Annotated in this window: 21 protein-coding genes; 8 read left to right on the top strand and 13 right to left on the bottom strand. The window is 55.1% G+C overall.

All coding sequences use genetic code 11. From position 1 onward, the window contains the following. Positions 1-23 precede the first annotated feature (23 nt). Positions 24-920 (top strand): LysR family transcriptional regulator, encoded by an 897-nt coding sequence (locus tag ABTW55_RS01340; RefSeq protein WP_025304273.1) that lies wholly within the window; start codon positions 24-26, stop codon positions 918-920. Between the two features lie 27 nt (positions 921-947). Here the strand turns inward: ABTW55_RS01340 and ABTW55_RS01345 are convergent, their stop codons facing one another. The 12 genes from ABTW55_RS01345 to ABTW55_RS01400 form a co-directional block, all read right to left on the bottom strand. Continuing rightward, on the bottom strand, positions 948-3,071 hold the full coding sequence (locus ABTW55_RS01345; protein ID WP_060422939.1) for a TonB-dependent siderophore receptor: 2,124 nt from the start codon (positions 3,069-3,071) through the stop codon (positions 948-950). Positions 3,072-3,231: 160 nt separating this feature from the next. Beyond that, positions 3,232-4,368, bottom strand: coding sequence for an ABC transporter substrate-binding protein (locus ABTW55_RS01350; protein ID WP_033655227.1), 1,137 nt, complete (start codon positions 4,366-4,368; stop codon positions 3,232-3,234). Positions 4,369-4,454: 86 nt separating this feature from the next. Then, positions 4,455-6,602, bottom strand: coding sequence for a phosphocholine-specific phospholipase C (locus tag ABTW55_RS01355; protein ID WP_060422942.1), 2,148 nt, complete (start codon positions 6,600-6,602; stop codon positions 4,455-4,457). A gap of 123 nt (positions 6,603-6,725) precedes the next feature. Next, a complete protein-coding gene (gene queF, locus ABTW55_RS01360; RefSeq protein WP_033655238.1) occupies positions 6,726-7,565 on the bottom strand; it encodes an NADPH-dependent 7-cyano-7-deazaguanine reductase QueF in 840 nt (279 codons plus the stop codon). Beyond that, positions 7,543-8,439 (bottom strand): queuosine precursor transporter, encoded by an 897-nt coding sequence (locus tag ABTW55_RS01365; RefSeq protein ID WP_004937338.1) that lies wholly within the window; start codon positions 8,437-8,439, stop codon positions 7,543-7,545. Before ABTW55_RS01365 ends, queF begins: the two co-directional genes overlap by 23 nt. Then, positions 8,440-9,054 (bottom strand): helix-turn-helix transcriptional regulator, encoded by a 615-nt coding sequence (locus ABTW55_RS01370; RefSeq protein ID WP_033636033.1) that lies wholly within the window; start codon positions 9,052-9,054, stop codon positions 8,440-8,442. Between the two features lie 529 nt (positions 9,055-9,583). Further along, entirely contained in the window at positions 9,584-10,885 is a 1,302-nt protein-coding gene (locus tag ABTW55_RS01375) for a cytosine permease (RefSeq protein WP_033649111.1), read from the bottom strand. 20 nt (positions 10,886-10,905) lie between these two features. Beyond that, positions 10,906-11,595, bottom strand: coding sequence for a PAS and helix-turn-helix domain-containing protein (locus tag ABTW55_RS01380; RefSeq protein WP_060422946.1), 690 nt, complete (start codon positions 11,593-11,595; stop codon positions 10,906-10,908). Between the two features lie 27 nt (positions 11,596-11,622). Beyond that, on the bottom strand, positions 11,623-12,033 hold the full coding sequence (locus ABTW55_RS01385) for a GNAT family N-acetyltransferase (protein ID WP_004937348.1): 411 nt from the start codon (positions 12,031-12,033) through the stop codon (positions 11,623-11,625). 427 nt (positions 12,034-12,460) lie between these two features. Then, positions 12,461-13,375, bottom strand: a complete 915-nt coding sequence (locus tag ABTW55_RS01390; protein WP_060423078.1) for an alpha/beta hydrolase — start codon at positions 13,373-13,375, stop codon at positions 12,461-12,463. 603 nt (positions 13,376-13,978) lie between these two features. After that, entirely contained in the window at positions 13,979-14,863 is an 885-nt protein-coding gene (locus tag ABTW55_RS01395; RefSeq protein WP_033655230.1) for an ATP-grasp fold amidoligase family protein, read from the bottom strand. Positions 14,864-14,913: 50 nt separating this feature from the next. Further along, complete coding sequence (locus ABTW55_RS01400; protein WP_060422949.1) at positions 14,914-16,209, bottom strand: lysine N(6)-hydroxylase/L-ornithine N(5)-oxygenase family protein; 1,296 nt, start codon at positions 16,207-16,209, stop codon at positions 14,914-14,916. An 885-nt stretch (positions 16,210-17,094) separates the two neighbouring features. Here ABTW55_RS01400 and ABTW55_RS01405 point away from each other — a divergent pair. After that, positions 17,095-17,853 (top strand): helix-turn-helix domain-containing protein, encoded by a 759-nt coding sequence (locus ABTW55_RS01405; RefSeq protein ID WP_033636029.1) that lies wholly within the window; start codon positions 17,095-17,097, stop codon positions 17,851-17,853. Continuing rightward, positions 17,843-18,328, top strand: a complete 486-nt coding sequence (locus tag ABTW55_RS01410; protein ID WP_033636027.1) for a hypothetical protein — start codon at positions 17,843-17,845, stop codon at positions 18,326-18,328. The genes ABTW55_RS01405 and ABTW55_RS01410 overlap by 11 nt, the downstream gene beginning before the upstream one ends. 136 nt (positions 18,329-18,464) lie before the next feature. Here ABTW55_RS01410 and ABTW55_RS01415 read toward each other — a convergent pair whose 3' ends face one another. Continuing rightward, positions 18,465-19,241: a transcriptional regulator gene (locus tag ABTW55_RS01415; protein ID WP_060422954.1), complete on the bottom strand. Its 777-nt coding sequence runs from the start codon at positions 19,239-19,241 to the stop codon at positions 18,465-18,467. A 508-nt stretch (positions 19,242-19,749) separates the two neighbouring features. On the opposite strand from ABTW55_RS01415, the gene ABTW55_RS01420 reads away from it, so the two are divergent. The 5 genes from ABTW55_RS01420 (at position 19,750) to ABTW55_RS01440 (ending at position 25,272) form a co-directional block, all read left to right on the top strand. Continuing rightward, positions 19,750-20,292 (top strand): fimbrial protein, encoded by a 543-nt coding sequence (locus ABTW55_RS01420; RefSeq protein ID WP_060422957.1) that lies wholly within the window; start codon positions 19,750-19,752, stop codon positions 20,290-20,292. A gap of 91 nt (positions 20,293-20,383) precedes the next feature. Next, entirely contained in the window at positions 20,384-20,926 is a 543-nt protein-coding gene (locus tag ABTW55_RS01425) for a fimbrial protein (protein WP_060422960.1), read from the top strand. 46 nt (positions 20,927-20,972) lie between these two features. Further along, positions 20,973-23,507, top strand: coding sequence for an outer membrane usher protein (locus ABTW55_RS01430; protein ID WP_060422963.1), 2,535 nt, complete (start codon positions 20,973-20,975; stop codon positions 23,505-23,507). After that, positions 23,494-24,429: a hypothetical protein gene (locus ABTW55_RS01435; RefSeq protein ID WP_133160038.1), complete on the top strand. Its 936-nt coding sequence runs from the start codon at positions 23,494-23,496 to the stop codon at positions 24,427-24,429. Before ABTW55_RS01430 ends, ABTW55_RS01435 begins: the two co-directional genes overlap by 14 nt. A 147-nt stretch (positions 24,430-24,576) precedes the next feature. Then, the gene (locus ABTW55_RS01440) at positions 24,577-25,272 is read left to right on the top strand and encodes a fimbria/pilus periplasmic chaperone (protein ID WP_373275165.1); all 696 of its coding nucleotides are present in this window, start codon (positions 24,577-24,579) and stop codon (positions 25,270-25,272) included. Positions 25,273-25,322 lie beyond the last annotated feature (50 nt).

Here is a 25,322-nt window from a genome sequence, read left to right on the forward strand (position 1 = left end):
ATAACGGTTATCGCCTTTCGCCTATGCCAGCCTCGATAAAATTGCACCAATTGCGTGCATTTGTGGACGTTAGCCGCCAGGGCAGCATCCGCGCCGCCAGCCGCACATCACGCCTTTCCCAGCCTGCACTGACCAAGGCCATTCAGGAGCTGGAAGAGGTGCTGGGCGCCAAGCTGTTTATTCGCCGTAGCCAGGGTGTGGTCTTGACCGACTGCGGCGATAACTTTTTCCAGCATGCCAGCCTGATCCTTGAAGAGCTGCGGGTGGCGCAGGAAGATATCCAGCAGCGGCTGGGGTTGGCGGGCGGCACGGTGAATATCGGCGTCGGTGGCAGCATTGCGCGCACCGTGATGCCGCAGGTGGTCACGCAGTTTCATCGTGAGTATCCCAACGTGAAGGTGCGCATCGTCGAGGGGCAGCTGGTGTCGATGATCCCTGAACTGCGCCAGGGCGAGCTGGATTTTACCGTCAATACCTACTATCCCAGCAGCCTCGACAACGAGTTGCAGTACGAACGGCTGATGGAAAAAGAGTATCGGGTGGTGGTGCGCAAAGGGCATCCGATGGAGGGGGCGACCTCGCTGAAACAGCTGCAGCACTGCGACTGGACCATGCCGACACCGAAAGGCAGTTATTACCGGTTATTGCACGATCTGTTCGGGGACTTGGGCATGGCGCCGTCGATCAGCGTGACCTGCGAGACCTTTATGGCTTGTACCAGCCTGGTGGCGCAGAGCGATTTTGTTAGCATTCTGTCGGTGGACGTGATTTCGGATCCGATTCTGGGCAAGCATTTGGTGCCGCTCGAGCTGGAAGAGAGTCTGCCGAAAGCGACGTTTTATCTTATCCAACGCAAGGACACCACTTTGACGCCTATGGGCGCGCACCTGGCGCGCCTGTTTCGCCTTTACTGTCGGTGATACCGAGGCCCCGGCGGGGCCTCGGTATCAGAAGGCGATCGACCCCTGCACGAAGAAGGTGCGCGGTTCGCCGACGTACTTGCCGAAGTTATTGTCGTTGGAGCGGGTGAAGTAACGCTGATCGAACAGGTTTTTCACCCCGGCGCCCAGCGTCAGGTTCGACAGCTGCGGCCCGAAGTTATATTCCCCGCGCATATTCCACACCATGTAACCGGCGATATCGCCGAACTGACCATCGGCGCTTTCCTGCGTGATGTACTCCGGCCCGGTGCCCGGCGAATGCTGTTTGGACTGCGCGTAGCCGTCCAGATTCCATACCCAGCTGCCGGTGGCGTAGCGCGTGCCGACGGTATAGACCTGGCGCGAGTAGAACGGCAGGTCTTTACCGGCGAAGTCGCCCTTATCGGTGCTGGCCTTGGTGTAGGTATAGCTGGTGTAGACGCTGGCGCCGTCGAGCGCCCGGTTCAGCTCGCTGAGATCGTAGCTGAGCGCCAGCTCGATACCTTTGTGCTTGGTGGCGCCCATATTGGTCCAGCCCACGTCGTTGCTGATGTATTGCAACTGGTTATCGAAGTCGATATAGAACAGCGTGGCTTCGGCTTTGACCACGGTGTCGTCGTAGCGGGTGCCGAATTCATAGGTATGCGCTTTCTCCGCCGTCAGCCCCGGCGCAGGTTGGTTGCCGTTGCCGCCTTTGGTCAGCTGGAAATACTGCATGCTGCCGAACGAGGTGTTGGCGTTGGCGAACAGCTTCCAGGCATCGGACAGGTGGTACATCACGTTCAAGGACGGCAGCGGTTCGCTGTAGCTTTTCTCGCGGCTGATGTTGTTGAAGGCATCGTCCACGTGGGTGCGGATGCTTTCATAACGCAGGCCCGGCGTGACCGTCCAGTTGCCGACGTTGATGGTGTCGTCGATATAGAACGCGTTGGCCGCGGTGCCGCCGGAGGTGTGCTGGTAATAGTCCGGGGTCTCCGGCGTCGAGCCGATATCCGCCGGATTATACCAGGCCGAACGCGACGCCTTTTCGTCCATGGTTTCATTCAGGTAACGGTAACCGAGGGTGATTTCGTGCGCCATATCCCAGAAGCGGAAGACCTGCGAATAGCTTGGTTCGATAGCCCAGGTTGAATAGTGACGCGGATAGGAGACCATGCGCCGCTGGCCCGCGTTTTTGCCGGTACCTTCCGATTCGATGTTGCTGCCGCGATAACTGTCGGTGAAGTAGGTCAACACTTCGAACTGTTTGTCGTCTTCCTGATGTTTGTACTTGAACGACATATCCTTGCGGCGGCCTTCGAACTGGTCCCACGGCCGCGTGGATTGGAACGGGTTTTGCGCGTATTGCGCGGCACTCAGCCCGCCCGGCATGCCGGCTTTGGCGTCGTAGTAGTGGAAATTGGCCAGCAGCTCGTCGCGATCGCTGAACGCATAACGCGTTTTCAGCATGAAATCGTCGATGTCGGTGTTGTCGTTGTTGTCGCGGTAGCCCTGACCGTGCAGGCCGGAGTAGAGCAGCTCGGCGCCGAAGCCGTTGTCTGCGGTGCCGCCCACGGAGGCGCTGGTCAGGGTCTTCAGGCCGCCGTGGCTGGCACCCTGGGTTTGTACGCTGGCGGTGCCGCCAAACGTTTTGGGAATGTCTCGGGTAACGAAGTTGATCACGCCGCCGACGTTCTGCGGCCCGTAGCGCACCGCGCCGCCGCCGCGCACCACGTCCACCGATTGCAGATTACCGATAGACAGCGGGGCCATCGACAGCTGCGGCTGGCCGTAAGGCGCGACCGCCAGCGGGACGCCGTCCATCAAAATGGTGGAGCGCGGAGAAAGACGCGAAGTCAGGCCGCGCACGCCGACGTTGAGCGAGATGTCGCTGCCGCCGGTGCCGTTGCTGTCGCGCACCTGCACGCCGGGGACGCCGCGCAGGCTGTCGGCGATGGTTTGGTCGCCCTGTTCATGCATCTGCTGCTGGGTGACGATGGAACGCGCGCCCGGATGGTTGAGCAGCACCGAACTGGTATCAGGGTTGTCCAGCCAGTTGCCGACGACGGTCACAGTGTCGGTATCGTTCTGAGATGAATTATCAGTAGCAAGGACAGGGAACGCGACGGCGATGGCAGCCGACAGCAGGGAAAGCCGAAAAAGAGGTGACATAATAATGCCTTAAGAGTTTCAGACCCGGATGTGTTTTTTTAGAAAAGACAATCTTAATGATAATTATTGGCAAGTAAATAGAATTGTTACGGGATAGTTAAGTGGGTAACTAAATAATGAATGCGGGAAACAGGGCCCGGCTGGCGGGCCCTGGCGGGGGTTATTGCGGCGTAAGCCAGAAGACGCCGCTGTAATCCAGCGCGGTGAATTTCTGATGCACCATTTCGATATCCGCTTGCGGATCAATATCTTTAAACAGCGCCGGGTGCAGGAATTTGGCGATCGCCTCAACCGCTATAAAGTTGAGCGGCGTGTCGTAAAATTGATGGTAAATCGCCATCACGCGTTTTTCTTTCACCGCTTTCAGCACGTTAATGCCGGTGCGATCCAGCAGATGCGCCAGTTTCTTTTGGCTGGTGGCCATATCGGTAGCGTAACCCAGCGGCACTGCCAGCGTGCCGCGATGCCCGCGGCTCCAGTCGGCGCCGGTCAGCAGATAGAAATCCGGGTTGCTGCTGATCACCTGCTCGACGTTCACTTCACCGCCCATGTCTGAAAACAGCTTGCTGCCGATATTGTTGCCGCCGGCGGTATCGATGAACTGCCCGAAGCTGCCTTTGCCGAAGGTGTTGCAGCACTGTTCGCCTTTGATGCCGGCGCTGCGCTCGATGAAGACGCTGGGGCGCTGCTCCGGTTTCAGCGTGGCGACGCGCTGGCGCACCAGCTCGAGGCGCTGCTGATAGAGGCGAATAAAGGCGTCGGCGTTGGGCTGCTCGTCAAACACTTTACCCAACAGCGCCATGCTGGCGACGGTGTTGGTCAGCGGCTGCTGGCGAAAATCGATGATCAGCACCGGGATGCCGACTTTTTCCAGCTGGGTCAGTACGCCGCTGTCTTTCAATTTGCTCAGCAGACCGATGTCGAAAATGATCAGGTCCGGTTGGCGCACCACCGCGCTTTCCACGCTGAAATCACTGGTGTAGGGGTTGTCGAAGGTAGGGATTTGCATGACCTGCGGAAATTTTTTCGCATAGGCTTCAACCAGATCCGGTGCTTTGACCTTCAGCGAGTTGTCCCAGGCGATGATGTTTTTCAGCGGCTGCTGCGGGTGCAGAATATTCAGCGCCAGCAGCGCGCGGGCATCGGCCAGAATAACGCGTTTGGCCGGTTGCGGCAGGGTGACCTGACGGCCGGCGACATCGGTGACGACGATAGGCGCGGCTTGAGCGGCGCCGGCCAACAGCAAAACGCAGGCGGCCAACCAGCGGCCGGCTTTGGCGATAAGAACAGCGGGCATGAAGATCCTTGGGTAATCGGCTGGGAACGAGAACGCAATGATAAGCGATATCCTTTCGCTTTTTGAACTCCCTTGATGCCGATCGATTACCCCTGGCCCATCAGCGGGTCGCTGACGCTGTGTTCGCCATCTTCCAGCCGCCCCGCCAGGCGGCGCAGCCAGCCGTCGGCGCCTTGCAGCGTAAGGTCATACCAACCGCCGCTGGCGCGGGCGTCAAACGCTTGCTGGTGGCTGCCGCCCGCCGGCAGCGTGATAGGCCACGGCCCTTGCTGCGTGTAGGGGCAGCGTTCGAGGGTAACCGCTATCGCTTCGGTGCCCGGATTGTTCAGCTGCAGCAGCAGGCTGCGGCCCGTCGGGCGCAAACGCACCTCCGGCTGCGGCCGGCTCAGGGCGCCGCGCAGCTCGCGGTGAAAGCCGTTGGGGCCGAGCAACCACAGATGGTACTCATTCTCCGCCAGCCAGTCGTCGCTGACCGCTTTACCCGCCTCGACGGTAAAACGGCGCGGGATCTGCGTCAGATCCCGCCGATCGTAGACGTGAAACACCGCTCCCTGCTCGCCGGTATTGAACAGGTTCAGCGTCACGCGGCGCTGCTCGGCCGCGACGGTGGCTTCGACGTGCAGCTGGTAGGGCAACGCGCGGGAAGGGCGTGCCAGGCGGCGTTGATGGGGCAAACGCTGGTGGGCGGGGGATGGCAGCGGCACCTGCGGCAGCTGTTCCTGGCGCAGGCGCAGGCCGTCGGCGGCGTGGCGGCTGGTGGCGGGCAGGCTCGGCAGCGCTTCGCCGTTAGGATCGACAAAGTTGAACGCCGAGGTGAGATCGCCGCACACCGCGCGGCGCCAGGCGCTGATGTTGGGTTCATGCACCTGAAAGCGCTTTTCCAAAAATTGCAGCACCGAGGTGTGATCGAAGACCTGCGAATTGACCCAGCCGCCGCGGCTCCAGGGCGACAGCACCAGCATCGGCACCCGTGGGCCGGGGCCGTAGATGCGGCCGTCCGGCGGCGGTTGATCCTGCGAACCGGGCGGGGCCACGTGCTGGAAGATCTCGGTGTCGAACGGCACGGTCGATTTACCGGCGAAGCTGCCGTCTTCGCGCAGCGACGGCGCGGAAGGCGAAGGCATATGGTCAAAAAAGCCGTCGTTTTCGTCGTAGTTGACCAGCAGGACGGTTTTACTCCACACCTCCGGGTTGTCGGTCAGCGCGTTGAGGATCTCTTGGGTGAACCAGCCGCCCTGCACCGGGCTGGAGGGATCGGGGTGTTCCGAATAGGCCGCCGGCGCGATGATCCAGCTGACGTGCGGCAGTTTGCCCTGCTGCACGTCGGCGCGAAATCCGGCCAGCATGGCGTCCAGATCGTTGCCGTCGGCGGCCGGCAGGGTGTTGCCGTTGCCCTTGTACAGCGGCGCGGCCTCGTTGAGCGCATCGCTGTAGGGCACGAAGGCGTTGAAGTCTTTCGGCGGCCGCGCCGGATTGCCCACCTGAATGCTGGCGGCGCGGTATTGGCGAAAACCCGCCAGCGGGTTGTCGGTAAAGTTGTCCGGCAGGAATTGATACACCTTCCAACTGACGCCGCTTGCCTCCAGCCGTTCCGGATAGGTTGTCCACTGGTAGCCGATCTCCGCCGGGCCGGGGCTGTCCCACTCGTTGACCACCACCGCCACGTCGGCGGCGGACGGGCCGTTGGTGCCGGTCCAGTGGAACAGCCGGTTGGTGTTGGTACCGGCGTGAATGGAGCAGTGATAGGCGTCGCACAGGGTAAAGGCGTTGGCCAGCGCGAACTGGAACGGCAGCTCCTGCTGGCGGTAGTAGCCCATCGAGGCCGGCGTTTTGTAGGTGGGCCAGGCGCTCATGCGGCCGTGATCCCAGGCGGCTTGCTCATCCACCCACGAGTGCGGCGTGCCGGTGACGCGCTGGGCGTTGCCGCGTTTGCTGTCCAGGTGGTAGGGCAGCACCAGCCGCTCGGCGCCCTGCTGCTGCCAGACGTGGCGATCGCCGGGCAGTGGAATGGTGAAACGATCGCTGAAGCCGCGCACGCCAGGCAGGGTGCCGAAGTAGTGGTCGAAAGAGCGATTCTCCTGCATCAGGATCACCACGTGTTCGACGTCGCGCAGGGTGCCGGTGCGGTTATTGGCGGGAATGGCCAGCGCTTTGCGAATCGAGGCGGGCAACAGTGAGAAAGCCGATCCGATGGCGGCAGCCCGCAGGATGTCTCTGCGTGAAAGGTCAGGCATGCGTCGTTAATCTCCGTCAGTGTGCTTTGAAGATAGCCGCTGACGACGATAATGGCGAAAAATAACAGGGAGATGAATGCGAGGGAAACAATGCTCCCCGGCGGGAGCATTGGGGGATAACGCTTACTGTCTGATCAGGCGGCCGAGCGCCGGCGCCGTTTCGAAATCGCTGCGGAAGGGGTTGATGTCCAGGCCGCCGCGGCGGGTGTAGCGCGCGAACACGCTGAGTTTTTCCGGGCGGCAGCTCTGCTTGATGTCGTTGAAAATGCGCTCGACGCATTGCTCGTGGAATTCGTTGTGCTGGCGGAAGGAGATCAGGTAGCGCAGCAGGCTTTCGCGATCGATTTTGCGGCCTTCATAGCGGATCACCACGCTGCCCCAGTCCGGCTGGTTGGTGACCAGGCAGTTGGATTTCAGCAGATTGGAAGACAGCGTCTCCGACACCGGTTCCCCTCTCTCGGCCGCGCCGTTCAGGTATTCCGGTTTGAAGGCGAAGTCGTCGACCGCGATATCCAGATCGTCGATATTGATGCCCGGCAGGCGGTCGATCTGCGCCGGGTAACCTTCCAGCCCCGGATAGAGTTTGACGGTGACCTGGCCGTTGGCCGCCTGCGACAGATCTTGCTGCATGGCGGCGCTCACCTGTTCCACGCTGTCGAAGCGCGTTTGGTTGAAGCTGTTGAGATACAGCTTGAACGACTTGGATTCGATCAGGTTCGACGAGGAGTGCGGGAAGGTAAATTCGCCGATGCCCACCACCGGCTTGCCCTTGGCGTTGAGCCAGGACAGCTCGAAGGCGGTCCACAGATCAAAGCCGCTGAACGGCAGCTGCCGCTCGTCCACGCCGATCAGATCGCGGCCGCGCGCGCGCGGCAAGGCTTCGAGCAATGCGGGAGCATATTGATCCGGATAATCGGAGTTGGCGCCAAGATGGGTGATCTTATCTTGCTTTTGGATATGCATATTCATTGCCCTTTGCTTGTTCGGTATTGATGTAGCGGTTAAACAGACTGCGGGTGGCGTAGATCGGCCCGACGCCCAGCAGGGCGTAAACCACCTTGATCAGGAACTGCGACAGGATCATGGTTTTGATGATGTCCCAGCTCAGCACGTTGTAGAACGCCAGCGTACAGAACACCACGCTGTCGATGGCCGAAGCCACTACGGTACTGGTGATCACGCGCACAAACAGGTAGCGGGAGTTGGTCAACTCTTTGATTTTGCAGAGCAGGTAGGAGTTGACGTTCTCGGAGATCAGATAGGCCGCCGACGAGGCCACCAGCACCGCCATGATGCTGTGTACGATGCCGTTGTAGGTCTCGCTGTACTCCCACTGCGGAATGCTCGGCACCAGCGTCGTCACCCAGACCCCCAGGACAAAGGTCAGGTTGGCGATAAACGAGATGATGATGGTGCGCCTGGCCAGCCGCAACCCGTAGAATTCGTTGAGAATGTCCACCAGAATGAACGTGAGCGGGTAGATGAAGATCGCCGGCGGCGTGATGAGATTCAGCACCGGGATTTGGATCGGCTTAACGCCGCACAGCGTTGAGAAAATATAAATCACGCTGAGCGCCACGGTAATAATCAGGTAGGCGTACCAGGAGCGTTCATGGCGATCGCTGAGCTCGTAGGCGGTTTTTTGTTGGTTGTCGCCATAGAGTTTGCGGTACAGCGCCTGCAGCTCGTGCCGGCTCAGATCTTCCGATATTTCGCTGTCGGCCAGCTCATTCAGCCCCATGGTAATGGTTTTGCCGGTGGCCAATACCATGACATTGGCCGCGATGGTGCCATGCCGGGTGAAGCCCAACAGCTTGAACTTCTGATTCGGTTCCATTTATAACCTTTCTCCAACGATGTAACCCAGGAATTGCACGGTGTCCTGAGGGCGTTTGTCCATGCTTTCGCTGTCTTTGTCGTCAACCACAAAGAAGCCGCTTTTTCCCGAGTGATACAGCAAAGGCGAATCGCAAATCAGTACCGGCGGACGTTTTATGATGATGATCTCGCCGGGAATAAATGACCCTTTAATTTCGGTCTCTATTTTCATTGCCAACATGTTCGACTCATCGCCGAAGAAATAAGTCAGAGGAAACTCGGTGACCAGTTGCCCGATCTTGCGTTGCGAGACGGCCAGATAGCGCGACTGCGGGATCACCGGAATGGCGGAAGGGTTCTTGTTGCCCTCGGTGGACAGCGTCTCGTTGAGCAGCTCCAGCTTTTCCAGATCGTAGTCTTCGATCTCTTCACAGGAGACACCGAAGAAATCGGAGATCCGATTCACGGTGGATTGCTGAACGTTGTTCACTCTTCCGTCAAGAATTTTGTAGAGAGTCGTGCGCGTCAGGCCGCTGCGATTGGAAAAGGAAGCCTTGGTTTCACCGCGGGTACGCATCAGATATTCAATATTTTTAATGATGTTGATTTTGCGCTGTGCGTTGGTGGTTTTCATTGGCTGTCCTTACAAACATTACGCAGGCTTCACTATATCCTACGCACTGGCGTTGTCCAGATAAAAAGGCGCGGACGCGCGGGTAACAGGCTGATTATTGGCGGTAATTATTGTTTCTCGTCAGCCGTTTAGCGCAGTGATGTCAGCGGGGATGGCCTGCTTTCTCTGCGCGAAAGATAAAGCCGTGTAAATCAATTGATTAGGTTTTTCTTATGGAAAAGTGAACACAAAAGCCGGTTTTATGTTTACTTTTATGTTGACCAAAACCGATTTCATGGGCTACTGTTCATGCAAGCTGAAGTTTTTCTTTATGATCAAACACGGAAGCCAACAATTTTTATAATAAAAAGCCCAGAGGGGGCGTTGCCACACTCTGAGCATAATGGATAGCTTGCTACCGACACCAGGGACCCTAACTACCACGGCCGTTTGTCTGCGCGATCGGCCTATTCTTTTGCACTGAATCTCCCTTTTCGAGCATCAAACACTCCCCCGTTACCGGAGGAGTGCATTAACGCATGCGCGAAAATCAGAGCGATTTCTGTGAGGCCAGCGGTTTTTGCGCCCGGCTGAAGGCCAGTTTGAGCACCCAATACAGCAGGCTGGCGGCCACCAGAGAGTTGATGGTCGGCACGCCCCACTCGGTCGCCAGGCCAACGGCGCCGCCGACGATGCTGGCGACGATCGCCGCCCAGCCGATGGTCGGCGTTTCGCTCGGCAACTGGCCGGTACGGCGGCTCTCGTCCAGGATCTTGCGGTGGCTGCGCAGCAGGTAATAGTCCACCAGCATGATGCCGATAATCGGCGGGAAGACCACGCCAAGCACCGTCAGGAAGTCGACAAAGCGGTCAAGAATGCCCAGCACCGACAGCGTGGTGCCCAGAATGCCGATCACCAACGTGGTGTAGGTGTACTTCAGCTTTTTGCCGGTGATGCCTTCCACCGCGTTGACGATGCCCAGCGAAGAAGAGTACAGGTTGAGATCGTTGACGCGCAGGGTGGAGAACACCACCACCAGCAAACCGGCGCCGCCGGCCGCTTGTGACATGATGGTGACCACATCGGCGGTGCCCAGGGTTTTGGCGATCAGGATCGCCAGGCCGTTCACCACGAACTCGCCGGCGATGATGGTGAAGAGCGTGACGCCGAGCACGTGCTTGCCGTTTTTGGAGTAACGAGTCAGATCGGGGGTCATCAGGCTGGCCACGATGGCGCCGCCGACGACGATGGTGATGCCGGCGCTGATGGTCAGCGGTTCACCCGGCGGCGCCAGCTGGATGATCTCCTGCAGGTTATGGCCGGAAAGCGCGGTCACCGAAATATAGGCCACCAGCATGATGAACATCGGCACCGCGATACGGGCGGCGATGCGCAGCGCCTTGAAGCCGAATGCCACCAGGATGGTCAGCAGCGTGCCCGAGAGCCCGGCGGCCAGGCCGAAGCCCAGCTTATTGCCGAGCGCGAAGTCGAGCGACTTGGCGAAAATGGCGTTCTGAATGCCGAACCAACCCAGCAGGCTGACGGCCACCACCACGCCGATCAGCACCGAGCCCAGACGGCCGAAGCCGCACCAGCGCGCCAGCAGGCTGCCGGAAATGCCTTCGCGCATGCCCGCCAGCCCCAGGCCGTAGGTCACCACGCCGAAGATCAGGCTGCCGACGAAAATGGCGGTGAAGGCGTCAATCAGCGTCATGGAGTTGCCGAGTACGGCGCCGAGCATGAACTGGTCCAGCGCGGTCAACATGCCCATATGTACGATGGCCACGCTTAAAAACGAAACTCGTTTATCCTGCGGCACCCGGGTGAGCGGATAATCTTCGATCTTTATCACGGTGAGATCTTCCTTGCGGTTCAAATAAACTGAATGCCTTTGGTTATCAGGCGATCGGGAATGTAGTTATCCAGGTTGGCGTATTTGCAGTATTCCTCAAATTGCTGCTGAGTATGCACGTTGGCCTTCTGGTAGATGTTATAAATGCGGTTTTCGATGGTCTTATTGCTGACGTTATAGATTTTGGCGATCTCTTTCACCGTAAATCGTTGCAGCATAAGGAAAATGACATCGAGTTCGGCACGGGTGAACAGCTCGTTATTGACTTCGGTGGTCAACACGCTGGGTTTTTGCTGATTGATGTATTTCAGCGGCGACAGGCTGTTCATCGGCTTGGCGTTCCAGATCACGCCAATCACCTGTTTGTCATCGTTGTACACCGGCAGCTTTTCGCTGATAAACGGCGTCAGGCTGTCTTTGCCGTACCAGTAGTGCGTTTCTATGACCGTGACCCGATCGCGCGCCGCTTCGGTCATCTTGTCATGCTCGATAAAGTCGGCGGCGGAGTCGGCCCAGTCGGCGGGGAATTCGTGGTCATATTTACCGGCGACGTCGAAATTCAGCGGCGTATTGGTATAGAGATAAGCGGCGCGGTTCATATAGAGGTGGCGGGACAGCTGATCTTTGATGCCCCAGGGTTCGCTCAGGTGCTCCATCATGGTGATGAGGCCCTTAAAATAAGATTCATTATCTTTATGCGATGAACCCATACCCACCTCTGTGCCGCTCAGGCTGCGTTACAGGCTTTTAGCCAGGTAATGGCGGGTGTGGCGATGCGCATAGTCGCCCAGCTCGCCGTAGACCCGGTAGCCCAGTTTTTCGTAGAAGCCTCTGGCCTGGAAATCGAAGGTATCGACATAGGCCATATGGCAACCGCGCTTGCGGGCTTCTTCTTCTGCCAGCTCCATCAATTGGCGGCCGTATCCGCTTTTGCGGCATTGATCGCCGACCCACAGATACTGCACTTCCAGGCCGCCCCACCAGGTGCGCGCGACCAGGCCGCCGACGATCTGCTGGTTGTCGTCGGTGACGGTCAGGAACAGCGGGTGAATGTCTACGGGCTGGGTTTTGTGATTGTGCGCCCAAAGGCTGTCGATAACGAACTCTTCATCCTGCGGGTTGGGTTTGTCGGTGATATTAATATTCATTTTTAATATAATTCCCTGATTTAATTATTCAAAACCGAACTAGGCGCTTTCGCTCCAACCGCTTCTAATATCACTTTAATTAATGTATTTCAAGGGTGGTTTTCACCCTTTTCCACCCGGTGAGCGGGCGCTTATAGTAGGCGTCACAGGGAGAAGAAAATAGTGAAACAGGCGGTATTAAAACGCTGAAATGCCCTGCCAACACCATCTATTCCTACTTGCGCCTCACCAGGGCCCCACCGGGAAAACTGCAGTACTGTATGGCTCCACCGGATAGAGCAAGCTCACTTGCCGACGGGGGAGCCACTTTGTTTTTTGACGCCCCCATCCGCGACCACCCTTCATCGTCTCAGATAGTAAACACTCTTCTCATCAGAAGATATGCGCCGCAGATGAAAATGTGGCCGATACCTTCCAATCCGCGGATTCAGTCTTCTGCGATGACGCTGCTCAGCGCCGGCTCGATGGCCGCGCCCAGCATGGCGCCGTGCCCTAAGGCGGGCCACTCCCGATAGCCGACGGTGAGACCGCCGAGCTGCGCCAGCTGTTCGGCCAGCAAATGCGTTGCATCTGCCGGCAGAGTGGGGCTCTTCACGCCGGGCGGAGCCGCGCGATCGCGTTCCGCCAGGCCAACCCACAGTTGCAGCCTTGTCGCCGGCACCGCACGTCGTTCCGTCATCTGCTGCGCTTCTTGCAGGATCATGCCGTTACCCCACCACAGTGAGGGTTCCACGGCGATGTAGCGCTGGAAGGCGGCGGGATGGGTGAACAGCGTGTGCAGAACGAAGAGCCCGCCGTAGGAGTGGCCCCACAGCGTTTGGCGCTGCGGATCGACCGCCAGTTTGGCGGCGATCGCCGGTTTGATCCGAGTTTCAATCAATTGCAGGAACGCATCCGCGCCCCCGCCGGCCCGCGGCGCTTTCTTCATGCCTGCCGGCAGAGGGAGCGTATAGTCGTAGGCGCGGCCGGCGGCATCGATGCGCAGATCGTTGTCATAACCGATCATCACCAGCACCGGCGGCCGCTTCGCCGCTGCCAATTTGGCCAGTAAGGCGGCGTTCAACTCCATCAGCACCGCATTGCCGTCGAGGAAATAAATCGTTGGATAGCCGTCAGGCGCAGGCGCCCGACGCGGCTGGGCGATGCGAACACGGTAATGCCGTTGGCCATCGGCGGAGGTGAAGCGCAGATCGCTGAAACGATAATCCGCAGAATCGCTATCGGCTACGGTAGTGCCGATCTTGCGTTCCAAATCGGGCCTGGCCAGCACGGAGCCCGGCAGCCAAAGGCCGATGGCGAGCGCCAGAAGCGCGGAGATAAAATGCCGGTTGGACAAGAACATGCGGATCAACATCCTCGAAAAAGGCCGATAGTAGCATCCGTTCGCGTCAGGCAAAAACCTACCTTTAGGGTGGACATTCCGGCCGCGAAACCCGGAAGCGCGCCGCCAGTTGCTTTGCCGGGTTAATAGCAACTCATTGTTATTATTGGTAAGTCAGGAATAAGAAGGATTAGTATTAATTAGAAATGGTTATGATTCTTATGAGGGAAGAAACGGCGAGGGCGGATGAAAACACACGGTTATCAACGGTTTTTAGCAAAAAAAGCCCTATAAAATAGGGCAAAGACACACAACAACACCAGGGAAACTTTCCGGTATCTTATATTATAGCTTCCTATACATATAGAACATTTTATTATAAATATGTAAGTGATTCTTATTAATCGTTTAATGCCATTATTTTTCAAATGGTTATGTGGTCTGGCTGAGGTATTGTTCTTGGGGCGGGCGTGGGCTGCCAGGGATTGCCGGCAGGGGTTTTGCTGTAACGGCGGCATGAACCGGCGAGATCGGCGGCCCGATAACCCTCAGGGCAATACCGGCCGGCAGGCCGCGAACATGCCGGCAGGTATTGCCGATCTTCACCGTGGGGCCAGGTGAAAATCAGTGCTGTTGCAGCGTCAGCATCTCGCCAAGCAAAACATCGGTCGGCGGCAGGATATCCGTATCCAGCCCGGCGGAAGGGGTAAAGGTCAGCTCGCCAAAAATGATTCGGCCTTGCGAGATGTAGAAATCAACGCGAACAAACTCGAAGGGCGCCGACAAGCGCGAGGCGTACTCAAACAGCTCATCGTAACCCTCTGGCTTCACGAAGGCGTCTATTTCTTCCTGGCTCAATGCCAGGCAGTCCTCGCTGTAGCAGAGAAACTTGAAATCTTTGTCAAAGAAGTAATACTTCGGCGAACCGGTATCCCTGCCGACACACAGTAAGGTGCAGTAAGGCACGCCGCGGAAGCAATAGATCTTATAGTCTTCAGGCCCGTGACCATTGGCCGATTCGATATACTTCTCGCCAATGATCTTTTTTTGTATCCCTTTGTAGTTGAGTTCTACATAGGTTTTCCAATAATCGTCTTTCATCCAGCCGTCGATCAATTTTTTGGCGCTCGTGATATTCAGCAATTTTTTATTCTGGCAAATCAGGTTATACCCGGAACCGTGATTCCCTTTGATAACAAATTTGTCCGGCAACGTGTCCCACGGAATATCGTTTACTGAATCGCAGGCAAAGTACAATTCATTCAGGATCTCTTCGCACCCCTTTTCTTTGATGTACTCTCTCACCGCATATTTATCTGCGCATTGCTTCACCAACGCATTGTGACTATAGCCATTCAACTTCAGGTGATTGATCTTTTCATTCCAAGTGGACGGCGTCTGCAAGTTTAACGGTTTGCCAAACGCTTTTTTGTAGAGCAATCTGGCCTTGAATTCGGGGGCCAATACGGCCAGCTGCTTTATAATAAATTTAATAATTTGTCTTTTCATATACGTCATTCCATCATAGCGCTGTGATAATGATTAAGGCGTGCTCGCGATTAAAACGTGGGAGAGACACCTTCACTTCGCCATTGAATTGCACTCGGCGTTGTACTCAGATCAAACGGCTGTTGTTCTAAAGCGCGATTAAGAATACGGGCCGATCGCCACGCCATCAGGCTCAACTGCGGATCGGCAATGCCGTGATTATGCATACTGGCGTTCATGGCGAATAAGCAGTTCTCCGCAGGGCCTTCCCACTCAAAGGTAAAGTCGGGGGCGATGCGGTATTCGCCATCCGCAGTGGTCAGCAAACGGTGGGCCAAAGGCTCAAGGAACTCTGGCGTTGCCGATTGGTAACCGGTGGCAAAGATCACCACGTCCGTCTTGAAGGCTTCTTCGCCGTGATCGAGATGATGGCGCGTTTCGAGTTGGTAGGCGTTATCCAGCGTGTGTTTCACGGCCGTCAGCGAACGGCTGGGCAGCAGGCGCACCCATAATTTCTCGCGCAGGACGTCGAAGCGGTGGTACATGGCGCGATAAATCGCCAGCAGCGACTCACTGGTGATGCCGTCTGAGGTCATCTTCTGTTCGGCCAGCATATGCCGCTTGGCCGCGCTATCCAGTGAGTAAAAGCTCTCGACGTAATCGGGCGTGAAATATTCGTTGGCAAAGGCCGCTTCATCGAGCGCGTTGTAATTGTTGCGGCGCGATATCCAGTCGAGCTGTTCCGGTTGCCCCCATTCCCCTTTAAAAATATTCAGGAACAGATCGGCCCCGCTCTGGCCGCCGCCGACGATCGCCACGCGTTTGCCTGTCAGATCGGGGTTGCGCAGCATCATTTCGCTGGCATGGAAACAGCGATCGCTTTGCACCGTCACGCAATCAGGCAACTTTATTTTCTTGCCAATCCCAATGCTGACGTGCCTGGCGTGGAAGACCTTATTCGAGGTGGTCACCACAAACTGACGCTGCCGATCGTCAAACTCGACCCGTTGAACGTCTTGATTAAATGCTAATGAGCGCATGCCGCCGGCGGCCCAGGAGAGGTAATCGGCAAACTCTTCACGCGATGCGGTGCGCTGTTCCGTGGTCAGGAAACGGTAGAACTTCCTGTTTTTTACCAGATAGTTGAGAAAGCTGTACCGGTTGGTTGGGGCAACCGCGCTCACCAGGTCTTTTAAAAAGTTGGTCTGCATGCTGCAATCCGCCAGGATCATCCCTGGGTGCCAGGAGAAATGGGGTTTGCGTTCCAGGAATTGCCCCGTAAATCCCTCTATTTCACTCCCTAAGGCCGCCAGGCTAAGATTCGACGGGCCAAGGCCAATACCGATGATATCCAAACGCTGATTCATTAATAAGCTCCAGTATAATGAGAATAATACCCAGAAATACGGCTGCAGAAGGGCGGCTTATAGCAACCAGGCTGCCTCTTTCTTATAAGTAAGCTTCACGAATTAAATGTAATTAAAAGGTGTGCGGGCCAAAAATACCGCATTATTTAAATGCCCGTTTAGAATTCGGTAGCTCATCAGGTAAAGGCTACGGGCGTATTTCTTTCCATGAAAGTCCCAATGAAAGCTTGCGTGTGTTTATAATTAACTCGTTTAGGTATAAATCCGATAAAGTCTTATTTATCATTCCATAAAAACGCCAACCCAGGGAAAAGAAAAGCCGTTGGGTTTTCATCAGTTGTTCTCGTGTCGACGCTGGTCTGCGCTCGTCTTATGTCTCTGGGATCAAGTATTCGTTGCCTAGAATAGCCCTAAAATGCGTCCTGGGAAGGTGAAATAACATGATATTAGAAGCAGAGGGCGTTTTGAAAATATGAAATTAAAAGTGAAATTATGAAATCAGCTTATCATAATTTATTTTTTTCCATATAATTCAACATGTTGAGTTGTTATTCGTAATGACGTGGCGAGCCAGTGAGCTGGGGTTTTTCCTGCTGCAGTGAGCCTCTTCCTTCGCTGTATCCCTCCTGAATCCTAAGTATTCCCTCCCTGCGGGCACTCATCGGCTGAGCAAAGATTGCTCATGCTGCATGCAAAATGCGCTGTTCGTTTAGTGGACACCGGCTCAATGCCGGCGGAAGGTCAGAGAGGCTGGCCGTCACGCTCGACGTGGTTACGTTGTGAGAAAGACTTGTCTAACCGCGCGGCGGTTAATTGTTCGTGTGATAGGAAGATTCTTATGTTTCAGCTATAATCCGCGCCAGGAGTAGGTCTAAGAGAGCGATTATGAGGTTCTTAATCAATAACCGAATTATCTTCGATGAGGATAACTCGACGCTGGCGTTGGCGGAGGAGAACCTCGAACCGGTGACGCTCACCACGATAGCCAATCGTCTGCTCGCGCTGTTGGTAAAAAATAACGGCATCTTGATTAGCCGGGACTTTATTTTTTCCACCGTCTGGGACGATCATGGCAAAACGGCCTCGAACAGTAACCTGAACAACTATATCGCCAGCCTGCGCCGTACATTTGCCGGCTTGGGAGAGAGCGAAATTCTGGTTACCGTGCCGAGGCAGGGATTTATGTTTACCGCCGCCAGCATTCATTCCGTGGCGGACAATATGACGCAGGACGAAAGCGTTCCTGCCGCGCCTTTACCCGTCCGGCGCCGTTGCGATGCCATTTTACCTAAGGTAACGCTGCTGTTTATCGGGATTGCGTTGGTATTGGCGGGCGTTTACTTTTTTACCGAACGTTACGACACCGCTTATCAGACCCAGATCGCCAGCTACAAATCTTGCCGCGTGGAGACGCTGAACGCCAGCGAGCGGATCGACGAGCGGTATATTGCCGACGCCCTGGAAAGGCTCAAAAGCCGTGGTTTTGATTGTGATGTACCGGCAACGGTTTATTACTCTCGATTGACATACCATTATACGAACTACAAAAAGCTGATTGATTTCATCTCGTATTGCCCGAAACACCGCGTTAAGAATATGGATGCGCACTGTGAAGATGAGTTTGAGGTGATCAATGAAGGTTAGCTCGCGCCGTGCTTTCTACCTGGCATTATCTGCTGCTATTGCCCTTGTTATTGTTATATTGATTTATTTATTGACCGCCTCGCGAGATTTCCCTGAGTGCAATGCGTCTTTATCGACGACGCGCATGACGCCGAATGGGACGGTAACCAGCGGTTTGTACGTGAACATCGTGCGTTCGGGATGGCGCCGCGCGACCATTACGCTTAACGGTTTAGCCTATCGGGATGGAAAGAAGCAGGTGATAGCCCGCGTGCTCGAAACGAAGTATCACTATCATCGTGGGTACTACTATGTCGCCATTGAAAAGAAAATCCTTCAATCCATGGATAACTTCACCTACTCCGATGCGCAGACGTTTCTGTTGGGTGAGGAAAAACATTACTATGTTTTAAAAATTGCCAAATTGAATGATGACAATTTTATTATGTACTACGGCAGGCAGCCTGAGCTGCTGTGTTCCGTAACCAGAAAATGATGGGAACATCCCATAATGAGACGATTATGGGATGTGGTTGGTGATGGCGTGTATAGCAAATAACGGCAGGTTGAACGTGTCCGTGAACGGACATCTTGCTGTTTTTGTATCACTGGTAGTGAAAAACGTTACTCATTTATGGAATATAAACCACTTCGCAAGGTTGGCGGCCTGCGTTTTCCCGGCAGGATACGAGCATTTTCTCTTCAAACTGCCTGTTATCCTGCGTGATTTTGTTATAGTAATAAACTTTAGTCTTTTTCTGGCAATTGACATAGGCCTTTACCATGTCGGTTACCGTTTCCTTCTCTGGGTAATCCCACCCCATGTTGTATATTTGGCAACCCGCGAACTGAGTGCCGCTGAATAGGTTGTTACGTACGGAGTACTGATGGCTGGCCATGATCAATGCAGCGATGCTGATGAATAGGATGAGATTAACCCATTTATTCCAACTCTGAAACTGCCGCCAGGCCGATAATAATTTTCCGCTACCACGCCCTCTGGGGGCGGCTTGCCCCGGCGGTTGCGTGGGAACAACGGTTTCCTCCATTATGTTTTGTTCTTTTTCCGGTTCGGCAGTGGCGTGTCGGCTAATTTTTTTTGCAACGAACTTAAAGCCTTGCCGGGGGTAAGTGATTATCAACTCCGTCTCGCCAAGTTGCGCCAGATGGCGACGCAATAGTGAGATATAGTTATTCAAGTTGCTGTTTGTTCCTTTTAGTCCTCGTTCTTCCCAGACCTCTTCAAGTAATTGTTGACGCTTAATCAACATTTCATTGTTCCTGACGAAAATAGAAAGCAAACGGCAAGCCGCGGCCGCTAGCGGCTGCATATTTTGCGGGGCATTGACGCTCTCCAGGGTTCCTTCGTATTCATTGAACTTAACCCTTCCATTTATAATGAAAATCATAGGAATCCTCTCATTTTTTGTTTCGGGAAGGGATTTTGCGCTGAGAGGTTATATTTTTCAATAACCCTGATTCTCTGTGTTTTCCAATAATATTGATATCTGTCACTAAGTGATAATTTATCCATAATGAATTTTTTATGGAGATCTAATTATTGAACTAAAAGATGTCATTTTTAGACTCTATGTGTAATTTAATGGTGTTTATTAGGTTTTAATCTCGTATTTATCGTGTTTGATGAAATAATATTTCAAGATTGCGGCGGGGGCGCTAAAGTGGCTTCACCCCGGCGATGGAGGATTTCATCGGTTGGGAAAAACAGGAGAGTAATTGGTTTATTCCTTGAATAGTATGTGGCTGACCTATTAACCATGGTTATCTACTACATCAGTAATAGCCGCGTGAAAAGGCGGCTTGGTTTTTAAAGCATCAAGGCCAGGCCGTTGATACACATTACTCATTGTTAAGAAAATACCTTATGTATTAATACGATTAAGGATAATTGGTTATATGAAACTGAATAAAATCATGCTGGCTGCCGTTATGGCGTTTGGTGTTTCTTCCCTGGCACACGCCGCCGATCAGGGTCACGGTAAAGTGACCTTCAGCGGCTCGATCATCGACGCACCTTGCTCTATCGCGCCTGAGTCTCTGGATCAGACCGTTGAGCTGGGCGCCATCTCAAACGTGGCGCTGAAAAATGGCGGTAAATCCACGCCGCGTAACTTCCAGATCAAGCTGGAAAACTGCGAGCTGACCACCGTCGCGCCAGGCAAAAACAACACCGTTTCGCTGACCTTCTCCGGTTCAGCGTCGGAAGCGGACAACAAGCTGCTGGGCATCACCGGTACCGCTAAAGGGGCTGGCATCGCCATCACCGACGGCGCCGGCACCAACATCGAACTGGGCAAGGCTTCTAAAGCACGTGATCTGCAGAACGGCGCCAACACCCTGAGTTTCGCCGCTTACCTGCAGGGCAGCAGCGCGTCCAATGCGACGATCGTTCCGGGCGAATTCCAGTCCGTTGCCGACTTTACCCTGGCTTACCAGTAATTCGTTAACCCAACGAAATACGCGTGATTATCGGCATGCGGGGGAGCCCGCATGCCATTTACAGGGAATCGTTATTTCACGGGAAAAGATAATGAAGCATCAGATAACAAAGTTGGGGGCGTTTTGCCTATTGTCGGTGCCGTTGTTCTTTGTGTCGCAGGATATTTCTGCTTCACAGGGCGAGGGGCGCGTCAATATGCAAGGGGCCATTAATGATGCAGCCTGTGCGATCGCTATGGAAAGCCGTGAACAGATTATCGATATGGAGGTTATCCCTGTTTCAGATATTGCTCGGGATGGGCAGGGAAAAAACATCTCTTTCAGTATCGAATTAGTAAATTGTGTCTTAGAGAGAGCGGATAAAACATTACCTGGATGGAAGCAATTTCAGGTGACTTTTGATGGCCATGCCGATGGCGAAATGTTTGGCATTCGTGGCGAAGCCGCCGGTGTGGCGTTAAAAATAAGCGATGATGACGGCAATATCGCCAGGCCGGGCATGCCGTTGCCGTTAATGAATATTCCTCTGAGGAGTTATCGGTTGAACTACGTCATAAACCTCATGGCGAATCGTCAACCATTAACGGCAGGAAGTTATTCTTCATCGGTTAGATTCAAAATGGATTATTACTGAATCGATCGATTATTTCAGGGAAGTTAACAGATAGAAGGTTTGGAACATGATGTTTTTGCCTGCCGGAAAGTCATTTCGTTTATCTATTCTGAGTGCCTGGGTGGCGTTGTACTGCTTTGGTTTCACCTCTGCTGCCGGCGCTCAAGAAGAAATCCAGTTCAACATTGATGTACTGGACGTGAACGATCGCAAAAACATCGATCTGAGCCAGTTTGCTCGCAGTGGTTACATTATGCCGGGCACTTACGGTATGGCGGTGCACGTCAATAAAAGTGATTTGCCGGAACAGCAAATCGCTTTCTATGCGCCGGATGATGATCCTAACGGCAGCCGCGCCTGCGTTTCCCGCCCTCTTATGGAACAGCTGGGATTGAAAACGGCGCTGCACAGCGACTTGGCTTGGTGGCATCAGGGGGAGTGCCTGGATGAAGCCAGTCTGAAAGGCATGGAAGTGCGCGGTGACCTGGGTACTTCATCGCTGTATCTCAGCATCCCGCAGGCCTATCTGGACTATGTTTCGGAGGATTGGGATCCGCCCTCGCGCTGGGATGAAGGCATTCCCGGGCTGTTGTTTGATTACAACCTCAATGCGCAAACCCAGCATCAAATACAGGCGGGTACGCGTGGTTATAACATGAGCGGTAACGGCACGGCGGGGGCTAACCTGGGCGCTTGGCGGTTACGGGCAGATTGGCAGGCGCAGCTAAATCACCAGACGGGTTCGGGGCAGCCGACTGACAAACGTTTGGACTGGAGCCGTTACTACGCTTACCGAGCCGTGCCGGCGTTACGCTCAAAACTGACGCTTGGTGAAGGGTATCTTGATTCCGGGCTGTTCGACAGCTTCCGTTTCGGCGGCCTGAGCCTGCGGTCAGACGACAACATGCTGCCGCCGAACCTGCGCGGTTATGCGCCTGAGGTGACGGGAGTCGCTAAGAGCAATGCCAAAGTGATTATCAGCCAACAGGGGCGGGTATTGTACGAGACCACGGTCGCGGCGGGGCCGTTCCGCATCCAGGATCTGAATGATGCGGTGTCCGGCGATCTGGACGTGCGGGTGGAAGAGCAGGACGGCAGCGTGCAGGCGTTCACGATGAGCACCGCCAGCATTCCGTATCTGACGAGGCCGGGATCGCTGCGCTACAAGCTGGCGTTGGGGAAGCCCTCCGATCTCGATCACCGCTATCGCGGGCCGCTGTTCGGCACCGGCGAATTTTCCTGGGGGGTGAGCAACGGCTGGTCGTTGTACGGCGGCGGGCTGTTGGGGGGAGATTATAACGCTGCGGCGCTGGGCATCGGCCGCGATCTGATGATGCTGGGGGCGCTGTCGTTCGACGCAACCCAGTCGCACGCCAAGTTGCCGTATAGCGGCGAAACGCTGAGCGGCGGTTCATACCGCCTCAGCTATTCGAAGAGTTTCGACGAGCTGGACAGCCAGGTGACCTTTGCCGGTTACCGCTTTTCTGAACAGAACTTTATGAGCATGAGTGAATATTTGGATGCGCGCGAGTTCGGCCGGCGTTTTGGCAACAGCAAGGAGATGTACACCATCACCTATAACCAGCAACTGCGGAACTTGGGGGTGAGCGCCTATCTCAATTACAGCCATCAGACTTACTGGGATAAGCCGGCCAACGATCGCTACAACCTGACGCTGGCGCGTTATTTCGATGTCGGGCGCTTTAAAAACCTGGGGCTGTCGCTGTCGGCGTATCGCAACCGCTACAACGAACGCAACGATGACGGTATGTATCTGTCGCTGTCGCTGCCGTTAGGCAACGGCGCCACGCTAAGCTACAACGCAACGCTCAACCGCAATGACAACACTCATCGGGCAAGCTATTACGATCGCCTTGACGAGCGCAGCAACTACCAGCTCAGCGCCGGCGGTTCGCGCAGCGGCGCCAATCTGAGCGGTTATTTAAACCGCGACGGCGATATGGCGCGCATAACCGCCAACGCCAGCTATCAGCAGGGCAGGTACAGCGCCTTCGGCCTGTCGGCACAGGGGGGCATGACGCTGACCGCCGAAGGCGGTGCGTTGCACCGCAGCAACATATCGGGCAGCACCCGGCTGCTGCTGGATACCGAAGGCGTGAGCGGGGTGCCGGTGCGCGGCTATGGCCGGGCCATGGCGACCAACCGCTGGGGCAAGGCGGTAGTGACGGACGTCAACAGCTACTACCGCAACCGGGCCAGCATCGATCTGGACCAGTTGAACGATAACGCCGAGGCCACCCATTCGGTGGTACAAGCGACGCTGACGGAAGGGGCTATTGGTTACCGTAAGTTCGCGGTGATCGCCGGGGAGAAGGCGATGGCGGTGATCAAGCTGGCGGACGGCAGCGAACCGCCGTTCGGCGCCACGGTGCGGAACGCGCGCAAACAAGAGACCGGCATCGTCAACGACGGCGGCAGCGTTTATCTGAGCGGCATTAAAGCCGGCGAAAACATGACCGTACACTGGGGGGGGGCCGCACAGTGCGAAGTGCAAATGCCGATGTTATTACCGCCGGAGATGCTGGTGAATAATTTACTGCTCCCTTGCCGGGCATTATCGGGATTAAATGAACGTCAATAAGAACGCGGGGCGTAAATTGAAAAAGCTAATTATCTTTATATTCGCCGTGCCGGTTTTTTTTTATAGCGCAATGGTGCAGGCTGTATATGTCGCAGGCGGCTACTCCGATTGGCGCTGGGAGGGGCCGCCGATTACGTCAACTGCGGAGGCTAGATGGGTTGAGATGGATTTTAACTACTCTACAATTCTGTTAGATGACTATGATGAACCATTTGCTACATATAAAAGGCTCTTCTGTAGCCCTCATTCTCTGGGGTGTCGGTTTTATATAAGAATAGATAGCCACGCTTCTCAGGGGGGGCATACTCTAGTATATAGTTCTGTGTTTGCTCCAAAAAATTTTTCTTTAACCTCTTATGAAGCTAATCAACGGATTAGGAGTATCATGCCTTTTAAGGCTACTGTAAGGTTTTTATACGATGTTCGTATTCGACAGTGCATATATCTTTATTTGACTACCGGTGGCAATGATTACAAATTAGGTTCTTCTTGTGACGGTGTACTGCCGCCTTTGCCGCCCACCACGCCAAAGCCGCCGGAGCCGCTTTCTTGCTCGGTGACATGGCAAAGCAGCGGTGAGATTGATTTTGGCGTGATGACGCCGGGTGAAAATAAAGCAAAGGGCATTGCCGCCAAACTTGCCTGCCAGGGCGGGACTTCGGGAAAAGCGCGCCTCAGATTTACCGATGTCAATCAGGTGGGGGCAAATACCGTCACGCTGCGTAAGAGTGGTTCAAATGATGAAATAAAAGTGAAATTGTCGATTGGCGAACCTAACTTGCCTAATGAGCAGATAATTGATGTCTCGCCAGGCTTTAATGCGACCTATGCCTTTGTCGCCAAATTGGACGGCGTGCAGCTGGCTGGTGTTGATGGCGGCGATTTTTCCGGAAATGCGCTGATTGTGTTTGAAGTTATTTAGCTGTTTTAAATGTTACGTTTTTTTAATTCGGCGGCTGCGATATTTATTGAGCTGTCGGGAGGAAGGTTATTTATGAATATGTTTATGCAATATAGCGTCGTGCGAGCGGTTCCGGCAGTAGCATTAATTGGCAGTGTTTTTTTATCGATGTCGTCACAGGCGGCCATTGCTTTGGATCGCACCCGCGTTATTTTCGACGGCAGCGTGCAGTCGGTGAGCCTGAGCGTCAGCAACCAGAACAAGCAGCTGCCGTATCTGGCGCAGGGCTGGCTGGAAGACGCGCAGGGCAACAAGATTCAAAGCCCATTGGCCGTGCTGCCGCCGGTGCAGCGCATCGAGCCGGGCAAGCCGAGCCAGGTGAAGATCCAAGCGCTGCCAGCGGCGAAGATGCTGCCGCAGGACAGGGAGACGCTGTACTACTTCAACCTGCGGGAGATCCCGCCGAAGAGCAACAAGCCGAACTCGCTGCAGATTGCGCTGCAGACGCGCATCAAGCTGTTCTACCGTCCGGCGGCGATCGCGCCGGAACGCAACGCGGCGCCGTGGCAGGAGCTGCTGACGCTGACCAGGCAGGGCGACAAGTACATCGTCAATAACCCGACGCCGTATTACGTCACCCTGATCGACGCCGCAACGCGCAAAGGCGTGGAGGGGGCGAAAGGTTTCGAACCGTTTATGGTGCCGCCGAAAGGCAGCGCGCCGCTGACGGTCAGCGCGGCGAGCGTGGGCGGTAGCCCGGTATTGACCTATATCAACGACTACGGCGGCCGGCCGCAGCTGAGTTTTAGCTGCAGCGGCAGCAGCTGCAAAGTTGTGCCGGATAAGAATTCAGCCGCGAATTAAATAATCATATAAGTGGCCGCTATTTATTCACAGCGTAGCCTCCCAATGAA

Origin of the sequence: Serratia sp. SM04, assembly GCF_040280225.1 — a bacterium.
Lineage (GTDB): Bacteria > Pseudomonadota > Gammaproteobacteria > Enterobacterales > Enterobacteriaceae > Serratia > Serratia sarumanii.

Coding starts and splice junctions, on each gene's coding strand:
- ABTW55_RS01340 (WP_025304273.1), top strand. CDS start 24: ATGCCAGCCTCGATAAAATTGCACCAATTGCGTGCATTTGTGGACGTT.
- ABTW55_RS01345 (WP_060422939.1), bottom strand. CDS start 3,071: ATGTCACCTCTTTTTCGGCTTTCCCTGCTGTCGGCTGCCATCGCCGTC.
- ABTW55_RS01350 (WP_033655227.1), bottom strand. CDS start 4,368: ATGCCCGCTGTTCTTATCGCCAAAGCCGGCCGCTGGTTGGCCGCCTGC.
- ABTW55_RS01355 (WP_060422942.1), bottom strand. CDS start 6,602: ATGCCTGACCTTTCACGCAGAGACATCCTGCGGGCTGCCGCCATCGGA.
- queF (WP_033655238.1), bottom strand. CDS start 7,565: ATGCATATCCAAAAGCAAGATAAGATCACCCATCTTGGCGCCAACTCC.
- ABTW55_RS01365 (WP_004937338.1), bottom strand. CDS start 8,439: ATGGAACCGAATCAGAAGTTCAAGCTGTTGGGCTTCACCCGGCATGGC.
- ABTW55_RS01370 (WP_033636033.1), bottom strand. CDS start 9,054: ATGAAAACCACCAACGCACAGCGCAAAATCAACATCATTAAAAATATT.
- ABTW55_RS01380 (WP_060422946.1), bottom strand. CDS start 11,595: ATGGGTTCATCGCATAAAGATAATGAATCTTATTTTAAGGGCCTCATC.
- ABTW55_RS01385 (WP_004937348.1), bottom strand. CDS start 12,033: ATGAATATTAATATCACCGACAAACCCAACCCGCAGGATGAAGAGTTC.
- ABTW55_RS01390 (WP_060423078.1), bottom strand. CDS start 13,375: ATGTTCTTGTCCAACCGGCATTTTATCTCCGCGCTTCTGGCGCTCGCC.
- ABTW55_RS01395 (WP_033655230.1), bottom strand. CDS start 14,863: ATGAAAAGACAAATTATTAAATTTATTATAAAGCAGCTGGCCGTATTG.
- ABTW55_RS01400 (WP_060422949.1), bottom strand. CDS start 16,209: ATGAATCAGCGTTTGGATATCATCGGTATTGGCCTTGGCCCGTCGAAT.
- ABTW55_RS01405 (WP_033636029.1), top strand. CDS start 17,095: ATGAGGTTCTTAATCAATAACCGAATTATCTTCGATGAGGATAACTCG.
- ABTW55_RS01410 (WP_033636027.1), top strand. CDS start 17,843: ATGAAGGTTAGCTCGCGCCGTGCTTTCTACCTGGCATTATCTGCTGCT.
- ABTW55_RS01415 (WP_060422954.1), bottom strand. CDS start 19,241: ATGATTTTCATTATAAATGGAAGGGTTAAGTTCAATGAATACGAAGGA.
- ABTW55_RS01420 (WP_060422957.1), top strand. CDS start 19,750: ATGAAACTGAATAAAATCATGCTGGCTGCCGTTATGGCGTTTGGTGTT.
- ABTW55_RS01425 (WP_060422960.1), top strand. CDS start 20,384: ATGAAGCATCAGATAACAAAGTTGGGGGCGTTTTGCCTATTGTCGGTG.
- ABTW55_RS01430 (WP_060422963.1), top strand. CDS start 20,973: ATGATGTTTTTGCCTGCCGGAAAGTCATTTCGTTTATCTATTCTGAGT.
- ABTW55_RS01435 (WP_133160038.1), top strand. CDS start 23,494: ATGAACGTCAATAAGAACGCGGGGCGTAAATTGAAAAAGCTAATTATC.
- ABTW55_RS01440 (WP_373275165.1), top strand. CDS start 24,577: ATGTCGTCACAGGCGGCCATTGCTTTGGATCGCACCCGCGTTATTTTC.